General features: G+C 73.0%; 11 protein-coding genes. 7 read left to right on the top strand and 4 right to left on the bottom strand.

What is annotated here, in order from left to right; translation table 11 throughout:
• Both ACFTWP_RS28800 and ACFTWP_RS28795 read left to right on the top strand, forming a co-directional pair.
• On the top strand, window positions 1–6,774 hold a 6,774-nt coding region (locus ACFTWP_RS28800; RefSeq protein ID WP_380267825.1), incomplete at its 5' end, for an SDR family NAD(P)-dependent oxidoreductase.
• Window positions 6,771–7,226, top strand: coding sequence for a nuclear transport factor 2 family protein (locus ACFTWP_RS28795; RefSeq protein ID WP_380267824.1), 456 nt, complete (start codon window positions 6,771–6,773; stop codon window positions 7,224–7,226). The genes ACFTWP_RS28800 and ACFTWP_RS28795, both read left to right, overlap by 4 nt.
• A 301-nt stretch (window positions 7,227–7,527) precedes the next feature.
• On the opposite strand, the gene ACFTWP_RS28790 is transcribed toward ACFTWP_RS28795, so the two are convergent.
• Both ACFTWP_RS28790 and ACFTWP_RS28785 read right to left on the bottom strand, forming a co-directional pair.
• Entirely contained in the window at window positions 7,528–7,677 is a 150-nt protein-coding gene (locus tag ACFTWP_RS28790) for a hypothetical protein (RefSeq protein WP_380267823.1), read from the bottom strand.
• Between the two features lie 706 nt (window positions 7,678–8,383).
• Window positions 8,384–9,118, bottom strand: a complete 735-nt coding sequence (locus tag ACFTWP_RS28785) for an alpha/beta fold hydrolase (protein WP_380267822.1) — start codon at window positions 9,116–9,118, stop codon at window positions 8,384–8,386.
• A gap of 80 nt (window positions 9,119–9,198) precedes the next feature.
• On the opposite strand from ACFTWP_RS28785, the gene ACFTWP_RS28780 reads away from it, so the two are divergent.
• Together ACFTWP_RS28780 and ACFTWP_RS28775 are read left to right on the top strand one after the other, a co-directional pair.
• Window positions 9,199–10,170, top strand: a complete 972-nt coding sequence (locus ACFTWP_RS28780) for a helix-turn-helix transcriptional regulator (protein ID WP_380267820.1) — start codon at window positions 9,199–9,201, stop codon at window positions 10,168–10,170.
• Between the two features lie 839 nt (window positions 10,171–11,009).
• On the top strand, window positions 11,010–12,275 hold the full coding sequence (locus ACFTWP_RS28775; protein ID WP_380267819.1) for a hypothetical protein: 1,266 nt from the start codon (window positions 11,010–11,012) through the stop codon (window positions 12,273–12,275).
• 583 nt (window positions 12,276–12,858) lie between these two features.
• On the opposite strand, the gene ACFTWP_RS28770 is transcribed toward ACFTWP_RS28775, so the two are convergent.
• A complete protein-coding gene (locus ACFTWP_RS28770) occupies window positions 12,859–13,284 on the bottom strand; it encodes a hypothetical protein (RefSeq protein ID WP_380267817.1) in 426 nt (141 codons plus the stop codon).
• A 116-nt stretch (window positions 13,285–13,400) separates the two neighbouring features.
• Here ACFTWP_RS28770 and ACFTWP_RS28765 point away from each other — a divergent pair, with 116 nt between their 5' ends.
• On the top strand, window positions 13,401–13,760 hold the full coding sequence (locus ACFTWP_RS28765; protein WP_380267815.1) for a hypothetical protein: 360 nt from the start codon (window positions 13,401–13,403) through the stop codon (window positions 13,758–13,760).
• Between the two features lie 257 nt (window positions 13,761–14,017).
• On the opposite strand, the gene ACFTWP_RS28760 is transcribed toward ACFTWP_RS28765, so the two are convergent.
• On the bottom strand, window positions 14,018–14,962 hold the full coding sequence (locus ACFTWP_RS28760) for a hypothetical protein (RefSeq protein WP_380267814.1): 945 nt from the start codon (window positions 14,960–14,962) through the stop codon (window positions 14,018–14,020).
• A gap of 831 nt (window positions 14,963–15,793) precedes the next feature.
• Here ACFTWP_RS28760 and ACFTWP_RS28755 point away from each other — a divergent pair.
• Window positions 15,794–16,051: a hypothetical protein gene (locus ACFTWP_RS28755; RefSeq protein WP_380267813.1), complete on the top strand. Its 258-nt coding sequence runs from the start codon at window positions 15,794–15,796 to the stop codon at window positions 16,049–16,051.
• Window positions 16,052–16,294: 243 nt separating this feature from the next.
• Window positions 16,295–16,624 (top strand): trypco2 family protein, encoded by a 330-nt coding sequence (locus ACFTWP_RS28750; protein ID WP_380267812.1) that lies wholly within the window; start codon window positions 16,295–16,297, stop codon window positions 16,622–16,624.
• Window positions 16,625–16,768 lie beyond the last annotated feature (144 nt).

The raw sequence follows: 16,768 nt of genomic DNA, 5'->3' as shown, positions 1-16,768 counted from the left end.
CTCGACCACACCATGCGCCCCAAAGCCGACGGCGCCTGGCACCTCCACCACCTCACCAAAGACCACAACCTCACCGCCTTCATCCTGTTCTCCTCGGGAGCGGGCCTGCTCGGCGCCCCCGGCCAGGCCAACTACGCCGCCGCCAACGGCTACCTGGACGGCCTCGCCCAGCACCGCCACCACCTCGGCCTGCCCGCCCTCTCACTGGCCTGGGGCCTCTGGGAGGGCGGCTCCGGCATGACCGCGCGCGTCGACGACGCCTCCCGCCGTCGGCTCGCCGCCCTCGGCATGCGGCCGATCCCCACCGCCGAGGGTCTGGCCCTGTTCGACGCCGCCCTCGGCGGATCCGAGCCGCTGGCGGCGCCGCTCCACCTGGACCCGCACGGCCTCGACGGCGACGCGGTGCCCGCACTGCTGCGCGGTCTGGTGCGGCCCCGGCGGCAGCGGCGCCGCACCGCGTCCTCGCCCCGCCCCGACCGGACCGGCCTCGCCCAGCGCCTCGCCCTCCTTCCCGAGGCCGAGCAGCTGCGCGAGCTGGCCGCACTGGTGCGGGCCGAGACGGCCGCTGTCCTCGGCTACCCAAGCCCGCAGGACATCCCCGACGACCGCGCGTTCTCCGAGCTCGGCTTCGACTCGCTCGCGGCCATCGAACTGCGCAACCGGCTCGGCACCGCCACAGACCTGCGGCTGCCGACCACCGCGGTGTTCGACCACCCCACCACCGGCGCCCTCGCCGAACGGCTGCGGGCCCTGCTGCTCGGCGCCGCCGCCCCGACCGCACGCCGGACCGCACCCGCCACCGACGAACCGATCGCGATCGTCGGCATGGCCTGCCGCTACCCTGGCGGGGTGGCCTCCCCCGAGGATCTCTGGGAGCTCGTCCTCGCCGGCCGGGACGCCACCACCGACATGCCCCGCGATCGTGGCTGGGACATCGACGGCCTGTACGACCCCGAGCACCGTCGGCGCGGCACCTTCTACACCCACCGGGGCGGATTCCTCGCCGATGCCGCCGACTTCGACCCCGGCTTCTTCGGCATCAGCCCGCGCGAGGCCCTTGCCATGGACCCGCAGCAGCGGCTTCTGCTCGAAGTCTCCTGGGAGGTGTTCGAGCGTGCGGGCATCGACCCGCTGGCGGTGCGCGGCAGCGACACCGGGGTCTTCACCGGCGTGATGTACCACGACTACGGGTCCTGGGCACAGCACACCCCTGAGGATGTCGAGGGCTACCTCGGTGCGGGCACCGCCGGCAGCGTCGCCTCCGGCCGGGTCGCGTACACGCTGGGCCTCGAAGGACCCGCCGTGACCGTGGACACCGCCTGCTCCTCCTCCCTGGTCGCGCTGCACCTCGCCGCCCAGGCGCTGCGGGCCGGCGAGTGCTCGCTCGCGCTGGCCGGCGGCGCCACCGTGATGGCGACCCCGGGCGCGTTCGTGGAGTTCAGCCGCCAGCGCGGGCTCTCCCCGGACGGCCGCTGCAAGTCCTTCGCCGCCGGTGCGGACGGCACCGGCTGGGCCGAGGGCGTCGGTGTGCTGCTGGTCGAGCGGTTGTCCGACGCCCGCCGCAACGGCCACCCCGTCCTCGCCGTGGTACGCGGCACCGCCGTCAACCAGGACGGCGCCAGCAACGGCCTCACCGCCCCCAGCGGCCCCGCCCAGCAGCGGGTGATCCGCCGGGCCCTCGCCGACGCCGGGCTGACGGCGGGTCAGGTCGACGCGGTGGAGGCACACGGCACCGGCACCGTCCTGGGCGACCCGATCGAGGCCCAGGCACTGCTCGACACGTACGGCCGGGAGCACACCGCGGCACAGCCGCTCTGGCTCGGCTCGCTCAAGTCCAACCTCGGCCACACCCAGGCCGCCGCCGGGGTCGGCGGGGTGATCAAGATGGTCCAGGCGATGCGGCACGGCACCCTGCCGCGCACCCTGCACGTCGACCGGCCCACCTCCCACGTGGACTGGTCCGACGGCGGCATGCGGCTGCTGACCGAGACCACCCCGTGGCCGGCCACCGGCGAGCCCCGCCGGGCCGGCGTCTCCTCCTTCGGCATCAGCGGCACCAACGCCCACGCCGTCATCGAACTGGTCCCCGACGGGATCCCGGCCCCCACGGCACCCGACAGCCCCCCGCCCGCCGCCGGGACGCCCGCCCCCACGCCGGTGCCGTGGCTGCTGTCGGCCCGGACCCCGCAGGCCTTGCGCGGCCAGGCCCGGCGCCTGCTCGACCATGTCCGCGCCCACCCCGAGCACACCGACGCCGACCTCGCCCTCAGCCTGGCCACCACCAGGCCCGCCCTCCCCCATCGTGCGGCCGTCCTGACCACCGGCCGGACCGGGCGGCTGACCGCACTGGAGCAACTCGCCGAGGGCGGCACCGCGCAGGGTGTCCCGACCGGACGGGCGAGCCACGGCCGGGTGGCCTTCCTGTTCAGCGGCCAGGGCAGCCAGCGCCCGGCCATGAGCCGCGAACTGGCCGCCACCGACCGTCAGTTCGCCGCCGCACTGGACGAGGTGTGCGCCGCGTTCGACCCGCTGCTCGACCGGCCGCTGGGTGAGCTCCTGGCCGCCGACCCCGGCACCGCGGCGGCCGCCCTGCTGGACGAGACGCAGTACACCCAGGCGGCGTTGTTCGCCGTCGGGACGGCCCTGCTGCGCCGCCTCGCGTCCTGGGGCGTCCGTCCGGACATCCTGTCCGGGCACTCCGTCGGCGAACTCGCGGCCGCGCACGCGGCGGATGTCCTCGACCTGGCGGACGCGGCCGCCCTGGTCGCGGCGCGCGGCCGGCTCATGCAGCCGCTGCCGGCCGGCGGGGCGATGGCGGCGGTCGAGGCACCGGAGGAGGAGGTACTGCCGCTGCTCACCGACCGGGTGGCACTCGCAGCGGTCAACGGCCCGTCCTCCGTCGTGCTGTCCGGCGACGCCGACGCGCTCGACCAGGTCCTCGCCCACCTCACCGCAACCGGCCGCCGCAGCAAGCGTCTCCGGGTGAGCCACGCCTTCCACTCGCCCCGGATGGACGGCATGCTCGACGAGTTCCGGCAGGTCGCCCGGGGTATCGCTTTCCGGGAACCGTCGCTGCCCGTCGTCTCCGGCACGACCGGCCAGCCCGCCGGCGCCACCGAGCTCCGCTCGCCCGAGTACTGGGTCCGCCAGCTGCGGCAGCCGGTACGGTTCCGGGACGCGGTGCGCCGCCTGGAGGCCGACGGCGTGACCACCTTCGTCGAGGTCGGCCCCGGCGCCACGCTCACCGCCCTGGTCCGGGACTGCCTGGACGACCGCGAACGCGCCGCCGTACCCCTGCTGCGCCCCGGCCTGCCGGAGGCGCAGTCCCTCGCCGCGGCCGTCGCCGCACTGCACGTCCGGGGCGTCGCCGTCGACTGGGCGGCCGTCCACACCGGTTCGGGCGGCCGTCCGGTACCGCTGCCGACCTACGCCTTCCAGCGGCGCCGCTACTGGCTGGCGGCCGGCCCCCAGCACGGCCGCGACCAGCGGCACCCCCTGCTCGGCGCCGCCGTCGGGGCCCCCGACCTCGACGGCACGGTCTTCGCCGGCACGCTGGACGTCCAGGTCCTGCCGTGGCTGACCGAGCACCGGGTCGGCGGCACCGCGGTCCTTCCCGGCGCCGCCTTCGTCGAGCTGGCCCTGCACGCGGGCGGCGAACTCGGCTGCCCCACCGTCGAGGAGCTCGTGGTCGAGGCTCCGCTCCCGGTCCCCGACCGGGGCGGCGTGCCGCTGCGGCTCTCCGTCCAGGAGCCTGACGAGGCCGGCCGACGCGCCTTCCGCGTCTTCGCCCGGACCGCCGCCGACCACGACGCCTGGACCCGGCACGCCACCGGCACCCTGGCGCCCGCCGGGCCGGGGAACCCGGCACCGCCCGGGACTGCGACCCCCTGGCCGCCGGCCGCCGCACAGCCCGTCGACCTCACCGACCTCTATCGGGACTCGGCCGCGGCCGGGCTGGCGTACGGGCCGGCCTTCCAAGGCCTGCGGGCCGCCTGGCGCGCCGGTGACGAGCTGTTCGCCGAGATAGCGCTGCCCGACGACGTCTCCGACCCCGGCACCTTCGCCCTGCACCCGGCCCTGCTCGACGCCGCCCTGCACGCCCTCGGGCTGCCCCTCGACGGCGCACCCGCGCCGGTCGTACTGCCCTTCTCCTGGCGTGGCGTCCGCCTGTGCCGCACCGGGGCACGGGCGCTGCGGGTCCGGCTGACCCCGAACGGCGCCGACACGGTGGCCGTCGAGCTGACCGACCCCACGGGTGCCCCGGCAGCCTCCGTCGAGGCCCTGACGCTGCGCCCGGTCGCGGCCCCGCCGGCCGGCCCCGTCCGTTCCCTGCTGCGCGTCGACTGGCGGCCGTTCGCGGCCACGCCCGGCTCCCCGGACGCATACCCCTGGACGATCCTCGGCGCCGCGGACGCGCTGCCGTCCGAGGCGCTGCCGTCCGAGGCCGTGCGGCGGGCCGACGACCTGGCGTCCGTGCCGGCCCCGGCCGGGGGCACCGTACTCGTCCCGTTCCTCACCGCGCACGAGCCCGCCGACCGGGCCCCGGTGACCCGGGCACTGGAACTGGTCCGGGAGTGGCTGGCCGACGCACGGTGGAAGAACTCCCGGCTCGTCGTTCTCACCCGGCGCGCCGTCGCGGCCTCGCCCACCGAGGACGTCCCCGACCTCGCCCACGCCCCGCTCTGGGGCCTGGTGCGGTCGGCGGCCTCCGAACACCCCGGCCGCTTCGCCCTGGTGGACGTGGACGGCACTGACGCGTCGTGGCGGGCGCTGTCGGCGGTGGTCGCCTCGGACGCCGCCCAGGTGGCGATCCGGAACGGCGAGCCGCGCCTTCCCCGACTGGCGCCCGTCGACCGTCCGACCACCACCGGCGCACCGGCCTTCGACTCCGAGGGCACCGTGCTGGTCACCGGTGCTGCCGGCGCCCTCGGTGGTCTGACCGCCCGGCACCTGGCCACCGCCCACGGCGTTCGATACCTGCTGCTCGTCGGCCGCCGCGCCGACGACCCGCGGTTGGCCTCGCTGGCAGCCGAGTTGGAGGTGCTCGGCGTCACGGCCACCGTCGCTGGGTGCGACGTCGGCGACCGCGCGGACCTGGCCCGGCTGCTGACCACCGTCCCGGCCGGGCGCCCGCTCACGGCGGTCGTCCACTGCGCGGGTGTCCTGGACGACGGCGTGGTGGCCTCCATGACCCCGGAGCGCCTCGCCCGAGCCCTGCATGCCAAGTCCCGATCAGCCTGGCTCCTACACGAGTTGACCCTCCGCGAGGAACTCGCCGGATTCGTCCTGTTCTCCTCCGCCGCCGGCCTGCTCGGCGCCCCCGGCCAGGCCAACTACGCCGCCGCCAACACCTTCCTGGACGCCCTCGCCCACCATCGCCGCCACCTCGGCCTGCCCGCTCTCGCCCTCGCCTGGGGCCCCTGGGTCCAGGACGGCGGCATGGCGGGCACCGCCGAGCTGCACCGGATCGCCCGCAGCGGTGTCGAGGCCTTCACCCCCGCACAGGGCCTCGCCCTGCTCGACGCCGCCCTCAGCGGCACCGGCCCCGACCCCGTCCTCGTCCCGCTGCTGATCGACCCGGCCCACCCCGACACCGCCGACCGGCCCCTGCCCGAACTGCTGCGCCCGCTCCTGCGGCGCCCGGCCCCGACCGCGCCCCACCGCCCCGCCGCCCCGGTGCCGGGCCGCCCCGACCTGCCGACCGTCGTCCGCACCGAGGTCGCGGCCGTGCTCGGCTTCTCCTCCCCCGAAGCGGTCGACGAACACGACTCGCTGCCCGAACTGGGCCTCGACTCACTCACCGCCGTCGAACTGCGCAACCGCCTCGAGACGGCCACCGGCCTGCAGCTGGCTGCGACCGTGGTCTTCGACCACCCCAGCCTACCGGCCCTGGTCGACCACCTTCGCAGCGAGCTCGACCGCGCCTCCGTGCCTCCCACCGACCCCGGACCCACCGTCAACTCCCTCTTCCAGCAGGCCCGCGCAGCCAATCGCACCCTCGACGGTATCGACCTGCTGCGCGTCGCCTCCCGGTTCCTCCCGTCGTTCCGCACTCCCTCGGACCTGCCCAGGCCCCCGCTGCCGGTCCGGCTGGCGGCTGGCCCCGACGGCCCCGCGCTGCTCTGCTTCCCGGCCGTCGTCGCCCTGTCCGGACCGCACCAGTTCGCCCGGTTCGCCAGCGCGCTGCGCGGCCTGCGCGAGGTGGCGGCCCTGCCACAGCCCGGCTTCCTCCCCGGCGAGCCGCTCCCGGCCGACCTCGACGCCGTCGTCGCGGCCCAGACCGACGCCGTCCTGCGGTATGCGGACGGAGCACCGGTCGCTCTGCTCGGCTACTCCTCCGGCGGCTGGATCGCCCACGCGGTGGCCGCCCGTCTGGAGGCGTCCGGCCAGGGCCCGCAGGCCCTCGTCCTGCTCGACACCTACCTGCAGCAGGACACCGACGACGCCCTGGCCACCGCCTTCACCGACGGCCTGTTCGCGCGCCGCGGCGACGCACCCGCCGACCCGCAGTCCCTCACCGCCATGGGCGCCTACTTCCGGGTGTTCGAGAGCTGGACCCCCGGGGCAGTCACCGCCCCGACCCTCTTCCTGCGCGCCACCGACGCCCTGCCCGGCACCACGCCCCCGGCGCCGTCCTGGGCGGGCACCGCCACCGTGTGGGAAACCCCCGGCGACCACTTCTCCCTGCTCGAGGAGCACGCCGACCCCACCGCCCGAGCCGTCCACACCTGGCTCACCCGTCAGTTGTCCAACGAACAGGAGCCGACGCCATGACCGAAGTCACCCCCGAGCTGGTCACCAACGCCTACCTTGCCCTGATCTCCTGCGACCGGGCCGAAGCCGCCAAGTACTGGTCCGAGGACGTCCACTTCTTCGTCCCCGGCCGTCACGCCCAGGCCGGCCGGCATGTCGGCCTGGACGCCCTCCTCGACTTCCGTCGTGCCCTCACCGAAGCCGCCGGCGGCAACTTCGAGGTCGAACTGCTCACCAGCATGATCAGCGGCAACGAGTCCATGGACGTGGTCAAGGTGCACGCCGTCCGCCCCGGCGCCCCCGCCGGCAGCACCTCCCCCTACGACGTGCTCGACGCCCGCGGGATCCAGGTCTTCCGTTGGGAGAACGGCTTCATCGTCGAAGGCCACGCCGGCTTCTTCGGCGACGGCGCCACCAACTACGACCAGTGGTGGTCCCCGCTCAACGCAGACGGCCACCGTCAGTACCTCTGAGCGTCCTGCCGCACCACGGGCGGCCCCGTCACCGACGACGGGGCCGCCCGGACGGCTCGCAGGTCACTCTCGCTTCTGCACGTCCGACCTACCGGGACGACCCGTCCTCGCGTCCAGAGGTGGCTACGGCGTGCCGCGCGCACACGTCCAACTGCGGTACCAGGGAAATGCGGTGAACCACCAGCAGGTGGAGCGTCCGAGGCGCGAACGCGGCACCGCCGGGATCACCCGCCGCCGGTGCCGCCCGCTGACGTCTTCTGGCAGGGCTGGACGACATCGACTGGGCAGCCCTGGGGCACGCCTACGGCAGCGCCGAGGACGTGCCCGGCCAACTCCGGGCGGTGTCCGGGCCGGACGAGAAGGCCCGGGAGAGCGCCTTCCGCAGCCTGTTCGGCAACATCTTCCACCAGGGCAGCCGGTACTCGGCCTCTCCGTACGCCGTACCGTTCATCACCCGGATCGCCGTCGCAGGCCCAGGCCAGCGCCCTGATGCTGCTGACCCGCCTCGCCGTCGATCGGCACGACGAGTACGACCTCCCCTTCGGCATCGACACCGCCGCATGGCGCGCCGCGGCCATCAGCCCCGAAGAAGGCCTGCGCTGGTACGAGAAGCAGATCGCCGCCGAGACCGACGAGGAGCGGCTGAAGAACCTGCGCGAGGGACGGGATCACTGTGCGGCGGGGCACTCCGTCGACGCCCGTGAGAGCGCGCTCCTACGACGCGGTCCGCGCCCAGCTCCCCGTCCTGCTCGAACTGCTCGGCGAACCGGATCCGGAAGTCCGCACCAAGAGCGCGTACCTCGCCTTCGAGCGGGCCCAGCTCCACAACGAGCTGCCCGGACCTTCTCCCCCGCCGCGCGGATCCCGGCCCGGTCCCGCGGATCCTCCAGCACCGTGCTCTGCCCCACCGCCAACCGCAACGTCCCGCGACCGCACCGACCGGGCCGGGCCCTCGCTCGGCCCACTCGGGAATGCCACCCGCACGAGTACCCGGCAGGCAGCCGGGAGGGCGCCACCAAGAGCCGCCGCGCCTCTCCTCGGCGGCCGCGGCGCCGGAGTCAGCCTGGTCGCACGGGCCCTCTCGACGGCGAGCAGCTAGTCTCCGTGGCGAGCGCCTCGTCGAGCATTGTCATCGTGCCTCGTTGGGTCGGTCTCGGTCAGGAGACGGTCGTTCGGAGAATGTCGGCGAGCTCGGCAGGCACCGACAGCATCGGCCAATGCCCGGTGGGCAGGTCGAAGCGCCGCCACGGCGCGTGGTTGAGGAAGGCCAGCCCCGGCACCCCACTGTCCAGCAGGCCCTGGAAGTCGCGGCAGGCGATCAGGACACGGTCCACGCCGGGGCCAAATTCGGCCGGGCCGGCGAGACGCTGGGTGTAGGTGCCGAACGGCTGAGGGGTGGCACGCGCGCTCAGCACGTCCCGCCGGTCCTCATCGAGGCCGTCGAGGCTGCTGGACAGGCCCAGGACCTCGAGCGGCGGCATCGGCAGCCGCCAGCCGTCGCCGTGGGCCGCGACCTGCTGGCTCAGCTGGTCCGCTGCCTCCGGTGGCATGAGGTCCAGCATGCGCATGCCCGCGGCGAACGGGGCGCTGTCCACGTAGACCACGCGCTCCAGCCGGTCGCCGAGGCGCCCGGCCGCCCCGGTGACGGGGGCGGCCGCGTAGCTGTGGGCGACCAGGGTGACCTCGCGAAGATCGTTCTTCTCGACGAAGTCGGTGATGTCCGCGATGTGCGCGTCCAGGTCTGTCTGGGGCCCGCCGTCCTCCGCGTGCTCGGCCAGGCCGGTCAGTGTCAGCGGAAGCGCCGTGTGGCCATGCTCCCGCAGAGCGCGGGCGGTGTCTTCCCAGGCCCACGCGCCGAGCCAGGCGCCGGGAACGAGTACGAAGGTGGCCATGTGATCTCCCTGAAGTGAGGTACTGCGGGGAGCGTAGAGTCCATACAGGACAGAATCAGCCCTGAAATGTCGAGTGACCCATGTCGCATCCCCTGACCCGTGTACTGACCCTGCTGGAACTGCTCCAGTCGAACGCCGGACTCACCGGGACCGAGCTGGCCGACCGGCTGGACACCGACGTCCGCACGGTCCGCCGATACATCGCTCACCTGCGCGACCTGGGCATCCCCGTGGAGGCCGAACGCGGCCGCTACGGCGGCTACCGACTGGCCCGCGGCTACCGGATGCCGCCCCTGGTGCTCACCAACGACGAGGCCCTCGCCGTCGTCCTCGGACTCCTCGCCGCCGAGCGGCTCGGGATGGGCACGACCGTGCTGGCCGGCGCGGGCGCCCGGGCCAAGATCGAGAGAGTGCTTCCGAACGCCCTGCGAGAACCGCTCACCGCCATGCGGGAAACCCTGTTCTTCACTGCGAACGCCGTGAGCGCCCAGGCACCCGGGAGCGAAGTCCTGCTTGCCCTGGCCCAGGCCTCCCACGCCACAACGACGGTCGGCATCAAGTACCAGTCCTGGCGACAGGAGCAGAGCGAGCGCGACATCGACCCCTACGGCGTGGTCTTCCACACCGGTCGCTGGTATCTCGTCGGCCACGACCATCTCCGCGACGACCTGCGGACCTTCCGCATCGACCGCATCGCCTCCGTCCACCCCCGCCCGCAAACCTTCACCACACCCAACGACTTCGACCCCGTCGCCCACCTGGCCTCAACCCTCGCTCAAGGGCCTTACCGCTGGCAGGTCGAGGTAACGATCCACGGCCCCCTCGACGAGATCGCCCGAAGGCTGCCGAACACCACCGTCACGCTCACCGCCCAACCCACTGGCGTCCTGATGCACGCCCGGGCCGAACGCCTCGACGGCATGGCACACATGCTCGCCTGCCTCGAATGGCCCTTCACCATCCACCGCCCGGACGAACTCCGACCAGCCCTCAAGAATCTGGCCGCCAAGCTCGCGGAGGCAGCCGAACGGACATCGTCGGAACTGCGGTAGCGGCGCCGACCCACGCCAGAGCGATCACAGTCAAGCGGCCCCGACACCCTCGCACGGCGCCCCCGGGCGGCACCCAGGCGCAACAGCACCCACACGGCAAAGGGACACGTCAACCCCCGCGACAGGCCCCGGGATGCTCGCAGAAGCAAGCTGACCGGCGGGGGCGGGGTGGTCGGATGCTCAGCGGACGATGGTCAGCGGGATCTTGGCCGCGGCTTCGTGCGCCCCGGACGGGGCACGACGCCACCGGCGGTCGTCCGGACGCAGCGGCAGGCTTGGCCGTCCCGTCGGCCGGGTCGGGGGCGAGGCGGGTCGTCCCGGGGGCGGGGATGGGGTTTTCGAAGCGCCGACAGGGTCTTCTCCCGCAGACGTACCTCCCGGCGGGCGATCAGCCGGGCGATCGCCAACGTGGGTGCCTTCCCCCTTCAGGCGGATGCAGATCCGCGGCCGGCCGCCGGGCTGATCTGACACCCGGGCAGGTGAGCCGCCGTCGATCAGTCGGTGACCGGTACGAGCTCCTGCCGTGGGCGACTTGACTGCAGCCGACGATCCCTACCAACGTAATCCGTTCGCCGCCATCCGTGTCAGTGGCCCGGCCCGGCAAACCACTCGCGCCGTGTCCTGCGTCACGGCAGCAGCTTGCCGATCGGCCTGCGGGTCCGCCCCGAAGTGACGGAGACTGGAGCCCGCACCGGGCGTCGGTCAGGGCCGGCCGGTGCCGCCGTACGTCGCATCAACAGCCCTCGCACCGTGCGTAGTTCATGAAGGCCGGCACCAGCCGACCCGTCCAGTCACCGTCCAGCCGATCCGCACAGTCGACGAGACAGGAACCGAACGTCATGAGCACACCCGCAGCCACCCGAGCGATCTTCCGCACCACCCGCGCGTTACGGGCCGCCGTCGCGGTGGCCACCGCCACGGCCGCCATCGCCCTCGCGGCGCCGGCCGTACCCGGCGCAGCAGCCGCCGTCCCTGGCACGGCACCTTCCGTGGCCGTGCTGCTGCCCACCCCGCCCGGCGCCCCCTACGGCGACCCCACCGGGATCAACAGGCTCGGCGTCGTCATCGGAAGCGTGTCCTCCGGCAGCTCCGGTGACGGTCCCCGCGCGGTGCGCTGGGACAACGACCACACCGTCGCCGTCCTCGACCCGCTCCCCGGCGACCAGTACGGCAGGACCGTCGCGCTCAACGACGCGGGCACCGTGGTCGGATTCTCCTGGCAGTCCGGCCTGCCGGGCGGCGCACACGCCGTGCGCTGGGCCCCCGGCGGCGCCCCCGCCGCCCTGGCGGCACTGCCCGGCGACCTGTACAGCCGGCCCACCGCGGTCAACCGCGGCGGAACCGCGGTCGGGACCTCCTGGAACGACGCGGGACAGGAACACGCAGTGGCGTGGCGCCCGGACGGCACGGTGGTCGCGCTCGCACCGCTCGCCGGCGATGTCCGCACCGTCGCCACCGCGGTCAACAGCTCGGGCACGGTGGTCGGTTACTCCGCGGGGGCCGGTTCCCTCGACCCCCGGCACGCGGTGCTCTGGAGCCCCGGCGGGGCCGTCACCGCCCTCGGCGCACCACCGGCCTACCGCTACACGTCCGCCACCGGCATCAACGACGCGGGCACCGTGATCGGTAGCGGGACGGCGGACCCCGACTCCGGCGCCGGGCACGCCTTGGTCTGGAGCGCCGGCGGCAGCCGCCGGGACCTGGGAGCGGGCACCAGTGCCACGGTGCTCAACGCCTCGGGCTACATCGCGGGCACCGTGCCGCCCGCCGACCCGGACACCGCCCGGCACGACGCGGCCCTCTGGCGTCCCGACGGCGTCCGCAGGACGCTCGGGGCGCCCGCCGGCACAACGGGCACCGTTTCCAGCGGCATCAACGCCGCCGCCACCGTCGTCGGATACACCTGGAGCGGCATTCCCGCCCGCGAGTACCAGCAGGCAGTGCGCTGGAGCCCCGACGGGACGGCCACCGTGCTGCCGCTCGCCGGAGGCGAGCAGTACGCGGCCGCCCTGTTCGTCAACGACGCCGGTCTCGTCGCCGGGGTCCAACTGCTCCACGGCGGCGCCATGTACGCGTCCCACCTGGCTGTGGTCTGGCGACCGTAGTCCCTCGCGGTTCCGCCCCTGCGACCGGTTCCCACGTCGCAGGGGCGACGAGGGCCGCCCCTGCCGAGTCCGCCGGTGCACCGCCGACGCTGCGGGCCGCTGCGCTGTGACCCGCCCGGTGGTGATCAGCACACACGTACGATGAGCGCAGCGGCCCCTAAGCCGGCGGGATACCGGACAGCCACGCGTTCGACGCCGCTTCGGAGGACGAAATCGCCGCCCTCGGGGACACCGGCGCCACCGACCTCGTGCGCCGCCTGACGAACCTGACCACCCCTCCGGACAGCCCCGGCGACATACCCTCTCAGGCCCGCGCGCCGACCCACCTGCAGGACGCCATCGAACGCCGGCTGCGCAGCGCCGTGCGGGAGGGGGACCTCCTACTCGGGCTCGCAAGCGCACCCGGCCCGGCCGCCCGCCACCGCGTCCTGGTCGTCGAGGACGACGACGGCGACGCCACGTTGATCGAGCAGGGTCTGCCCCGCCAAGCCCCGCCCGTGCGATCAGCAGGGCCGCCAACGGCGCCGCGGCGCTGGCCGCCCTCCGTGCCGACCCGCGCCCGGACCTGGATGCGGTTGGCTTGTCAGGTGGGTGGCGGGGTGGTGGGGGTCAGGGCGGAGGGGGCCAGTACCCAGCGCAGGGCGCGGCCGGTGAGGCGGGTGGTGGCGATCAGGGTCAGGTAGACCCCGGCGATGGAGCCGTCGGCCGTGATGACGTCGGGGCCGGCTGCGAAGTGGGAGAGCAGGAGGACGAGGGCGTCGACGATGAGCCAGGAGGCAAAGTTCGCGCCGATCCACCAGCCCCAGCGGCGGGTGAGGGGGCGGAGCACCATCGACTGTGACAGGCCGAGCAGTGGTCCCAGGGCGAGTGACTGGCTGGCGGCCAGCAGGTAGGCGGTGGAGGCGTTCTTGTCGGTGTTCTGGGCGTCGATCACTGCGGGCATGATCACGAACAGCCAGGCGAGCAGGGCGGGTCCGATGTTGGCGGTGATCCATGCCTTGCGGGGCACAGGGACGCGCTGCCTGACGACCCGCCGTTGCAGGGATCCCAGGACGCCGCCGAACAGTACGGCGCCCAGGGTGGCGATCAGTAGTGCAACCAGGGGCGGCCGCTGGCCAGGGACAGGTGGAAAACCTTGCTGCCCAGGAGCGCCAGGAGGAATCCGACGATGAACTGCGATTCCAGGGAGCGACGCTGCCGCACGGCATATGGAGCCATGGAGGAGAGCTTGAGCCTCCCGGTACTATCCCGTCCGGCAAATCGAGGACCTGGGAGAGTGAATCAGAGGGAGTACTCACAGGCACGGAAGGCTTCGCCACCTACAACTCAGATGCGGGGCAGTTCGTCTTCCACTGGGACAGGCCCTATTACGGGGACGGGTTGCTCGACATGAACGTGCCCTATGGTTATGAAGCCAATGTCGCCGGTGTCCAAGGCGTCAATATCGATGCCACGGTAGTCCTTGTCCCCCCAGACACCGCTTGAACACCGCCCCCTCGGTACAGCACCGCGAGGCGCCAGCCGCACTCCGCGCCAAAGCTGCCACTCCGGCGGCTTGGAGCGCCCGGCGGCTGGCACCTCGCGGCGGCTGCCGGACACCCGCCTGGGGGGTGAACGCACTGTCGGCCGCGACGGAGTGGATCCTCCCGTCCATCGCAGAACTTTCTTCGGCCCGGCTGCGGCGGGCGCGGATTGGGCTTTGGTTCCCTGCTCCGTGCCCGCCGAGTGCGGGCGGGCGGTCGTCAGTGCCGCGTGTTCTTCCACCAGACGTCGCCGTTGCCGGCGGTGACAATCGCATAGAACCAGGTGCCGTATGCGAGGACCACGGGCGCGAAACGGGCGATGATGCCGCCGGTGTCGTAGGTCCAGCCGCTGGAGCCCAGGTTCTCGGTGATGGAGTTCAACTCGATCAGGTCGAGGTCGGCGGTCCGGACGGCGACCTGGCCGTTTCCGTTGCTTGCCATGGCCAGCCCGGGACGGTCATAGGTGTGGACACCGGGGAGGGCAACGGATGCCCCCCAGTCGTTGCTCCCGTAGGCGAGCCGCGCGATGTACACCCGCCGGTCCTCGCCGGTGTACGCGAGGATGAACATGCGGCCGTTCGAGCTGTAGGAGACTGTCGGGCCCAGCGTCGACCTCGCGCCGTTGATGAACGAGGGGCTGTTCCACTGGCCCGTGTCCCGGCTGTAGAAGTCGCCGTAGAGCAGGCCGCTGTTGTCCGCGGCGAGGAATGCCAGGTACAGCCCGCCCGGGGCGACCGTCACCGACACGGGCTCATTCGAGTTGGTCCGGACACCGTTGGGAACCTGGATCCAGCCATGGGTCCGGAGGCTGTAGGTGCCGTCCGCCCCGAAAACAAGGTCGGCCCACTCATAGAAGACGTAGCCGTTGGTGCCGGTGTGAAAGATGACGAACTGACCGTTCGAGTACTGCACCACCGGGGCAGCGCGCGTCTGCGCGTTGGCCAATGCGAAGGCTGCACTACCGTTGACACGGACCTGAATAGTCTGGCCGTCCCCCTCCCAGACCTGGAGCGAGTTCCCTTGCGGGTCTCGTGCCTCGCTCATGTCGCTGTAGGCATTGACCCCCTGCTTGTGCCACGTGTTCTCCTCGTTGGGCTGCCCGGCGTAAGCCGAGGTACCAGAGCCCAGCAGAACGGAAAAGGCAGCCAGCAGCGCGATCGGCAACAGTCGCCACCGCTTCAGTACGACTCTCAAATCAAATCCCCATCCATATGAAAATTCGTCCGGCCCCGAAGAGGGCCAGCATCCGCCCACAATCTGCCGCACCGCCTCCGCGCACCACATCAGTCAGATGACTGCGAAACGACTGACAAACGGAACATCACGGCAGACGCCATGGGCGCCAGGGCGCCGGCGGCCGGTGGGGCAGCGGGAGGCCTCGCCCTTCTCGTCCGCCAAGCGGCCCCTCGCGCCTCGGGCGGCATCGACACAGGCCGTCAGGCGGAGGCGGCCGCGCGGCGACCGGCGGAGGGCCTAGAGAGCGAGCTCAAGGCCCCAGAGCCCGGCCTGGACGGCGTAGCCCGGCCGGGACACCCGTACGGGGTGTTGCTGGGGCCCGCAGGCCCCCACCCCCGCCCGCCGGTCCGCCGCCGGCGCCTCTGCGGCCGGCACAGCTGGACGCCCACTGTCGAACGACATGGGATAGTCCTGACCGGCGACATCGGGATTGTCAGCGCGAATACCCCGCCCCGCGAGGGCAGCCGTCTGCGCCTGCACGCGATCACGGTCCGGATCCATGTCGCCGACTACTGACACCTCGTGTCGTCCTCCGCTGACGTTCTGACGTCGCTCTGCATGATCGGCGGTGGGCGGCCGCAGCCCGCCCGAACGTGGCGGGGGCGCGGCCGGCACCTGTCGGACGCCACCACCAACCCAGCAGCCCCCGGCAGGGCCAAACGCCAACCGACCAAACCGAACCACCAACAACCAGGAAAGGGCCAGAAGAAGGGTTGTCTGGATTTCCGCCGTTCCGAAAACGGGTCTTGAGCTGCGGGGGTGCACCAGCTCCGGGACTCCCCGGACGCCGAGGACGTCGAGGTCCTGGCCGAGGACGAGGACCGGCCCCGGCAGATCCTGGCCCGCGAACAGCCGGGCGCGGGCGGCGCCCTGGTGGACGGGTACGTCCTGCAGAGGGTCGATGCCCAGCTGCGCACCGCCGTCTACACGTGGGTGCAGGCCGGCGAGGCCGGGCAGGTAACGGAGTACCTGCTGGACCTGCTCGCCGAGGTCTGCCCCGAGGGGCAGGCCCGGTAGGCCCGCTAGGTCCTCGGAACACCCACTCGAACGCTCCGGGGGACATGAGGAGCTCTGACCGGACCAGCCGCGCAGTACGTACTGATGAGTACCCGTCCGATGGTGCCGACGGCTTCGAAGGTGCCGTTGGGAGGTTTCGTTGGGCGTGTCGCAACGGTGGTCCGTCGGCCCCCTGCTGGTGCTCTACCGTGGTGGGTCTCATAGGGCGGTTCCGCCTGTGCGGCGGGGAGTTGGGGGTTGTTGATGGGAATCGAGCTGGCGGATGCGGTTGCTGCGGTCCGGGACGAGTTGCTGGAGGCCGCGGCTCGGGGGGTCGGGCAGGACGTGGTGTTCAAGGTCGGGCCGGTGGAGCTGGAGTTCGCCGTCGAGCTGAAGGCCGACACGAAGGTGAAGGCGGGCTTCAAGGCGTGGGTCGTGGACGCGAGCGTGGCCGCCGGCGCTTCCCGGGCCAGCACGCACCGGGTCAAGGTCACCCTCCAGCCGCAGAAGGCCGACGGCAGCGACCTCCTCGTCCACGGCAAGGCGCACCGCGCGCAGGGCCCCGGTGACGTCTCCGGGCGCATCGCGGACTGACTGGCCAGCTGGTGGGCTCGTGCCGGATGTCCTCGGTGCGAGCCCGCTGGTTCTGGGGTGTAGGGGCGCGTCCGGGCAGCGCCGGGCGCGGGTTCAAGAGGGTGGGGGTTGCGGGTGGAGCAGGAGCGGGTTGTAGCGGTCGAC

Source organism: Kitasatospora sp. NPDC057015, from assembly GCF_042673745.1.
Taxonomy (GTDB): Bacteria; Actinomycetota; Actinomycetes; order Streptomycetales; family Streptomycetaceae; genus Kitasatospora.
Note: the sequence above shows the minus strand (reverse complement) of the source record. Positions and strands in the feature narration are given on the sequence as shown.

Coding starts and splice junctions, on each gene's coding strand:
- ACFTWP_RS28795 (WP_380267824.1), top strand. CDS start 6,771: ATGACCGAAGTCACCCCCGAGCTGGTCACCAACGCCTACCTTGCCCTG.
- ACFTWP_RS28790 (WP_380267823.1), bottom strand. CDS start 7,677: ATGAACGGTACGGCGTACGGAGAGGCCGAGTACCGGCTGCCCTGGTGG.
- ACFTWP_RS28785 (WP_380267822.1), bottom strand. CDS start 9,118: ATGGCCACCTTCGTACTCGTTCCCGGCGCCTGGCTCGGCGCGTGGGCC.
- ACFTWP_RS28780 (WP_380267820.1), top strand. CDS start 9,199: ATGTCGCATCCCCTGACCCGTGTACTGACCCTGCTGGAACTGCTCCAG.
- ACFTWP_RS28775 (WP_380267819.1), top strand. CDS start 11,010: ATGAGCACACCCGCAGCCACCCGAGCGATCTTCCGCACCACCCGCGCG.
- ACFTWP_RS28750 (WP_380267812.1), top strand. CDS start 16,295: ATGGGAATCGAGCTGGCGGATGCGGTTGCTGCGGTCCGGGACGAGTTG.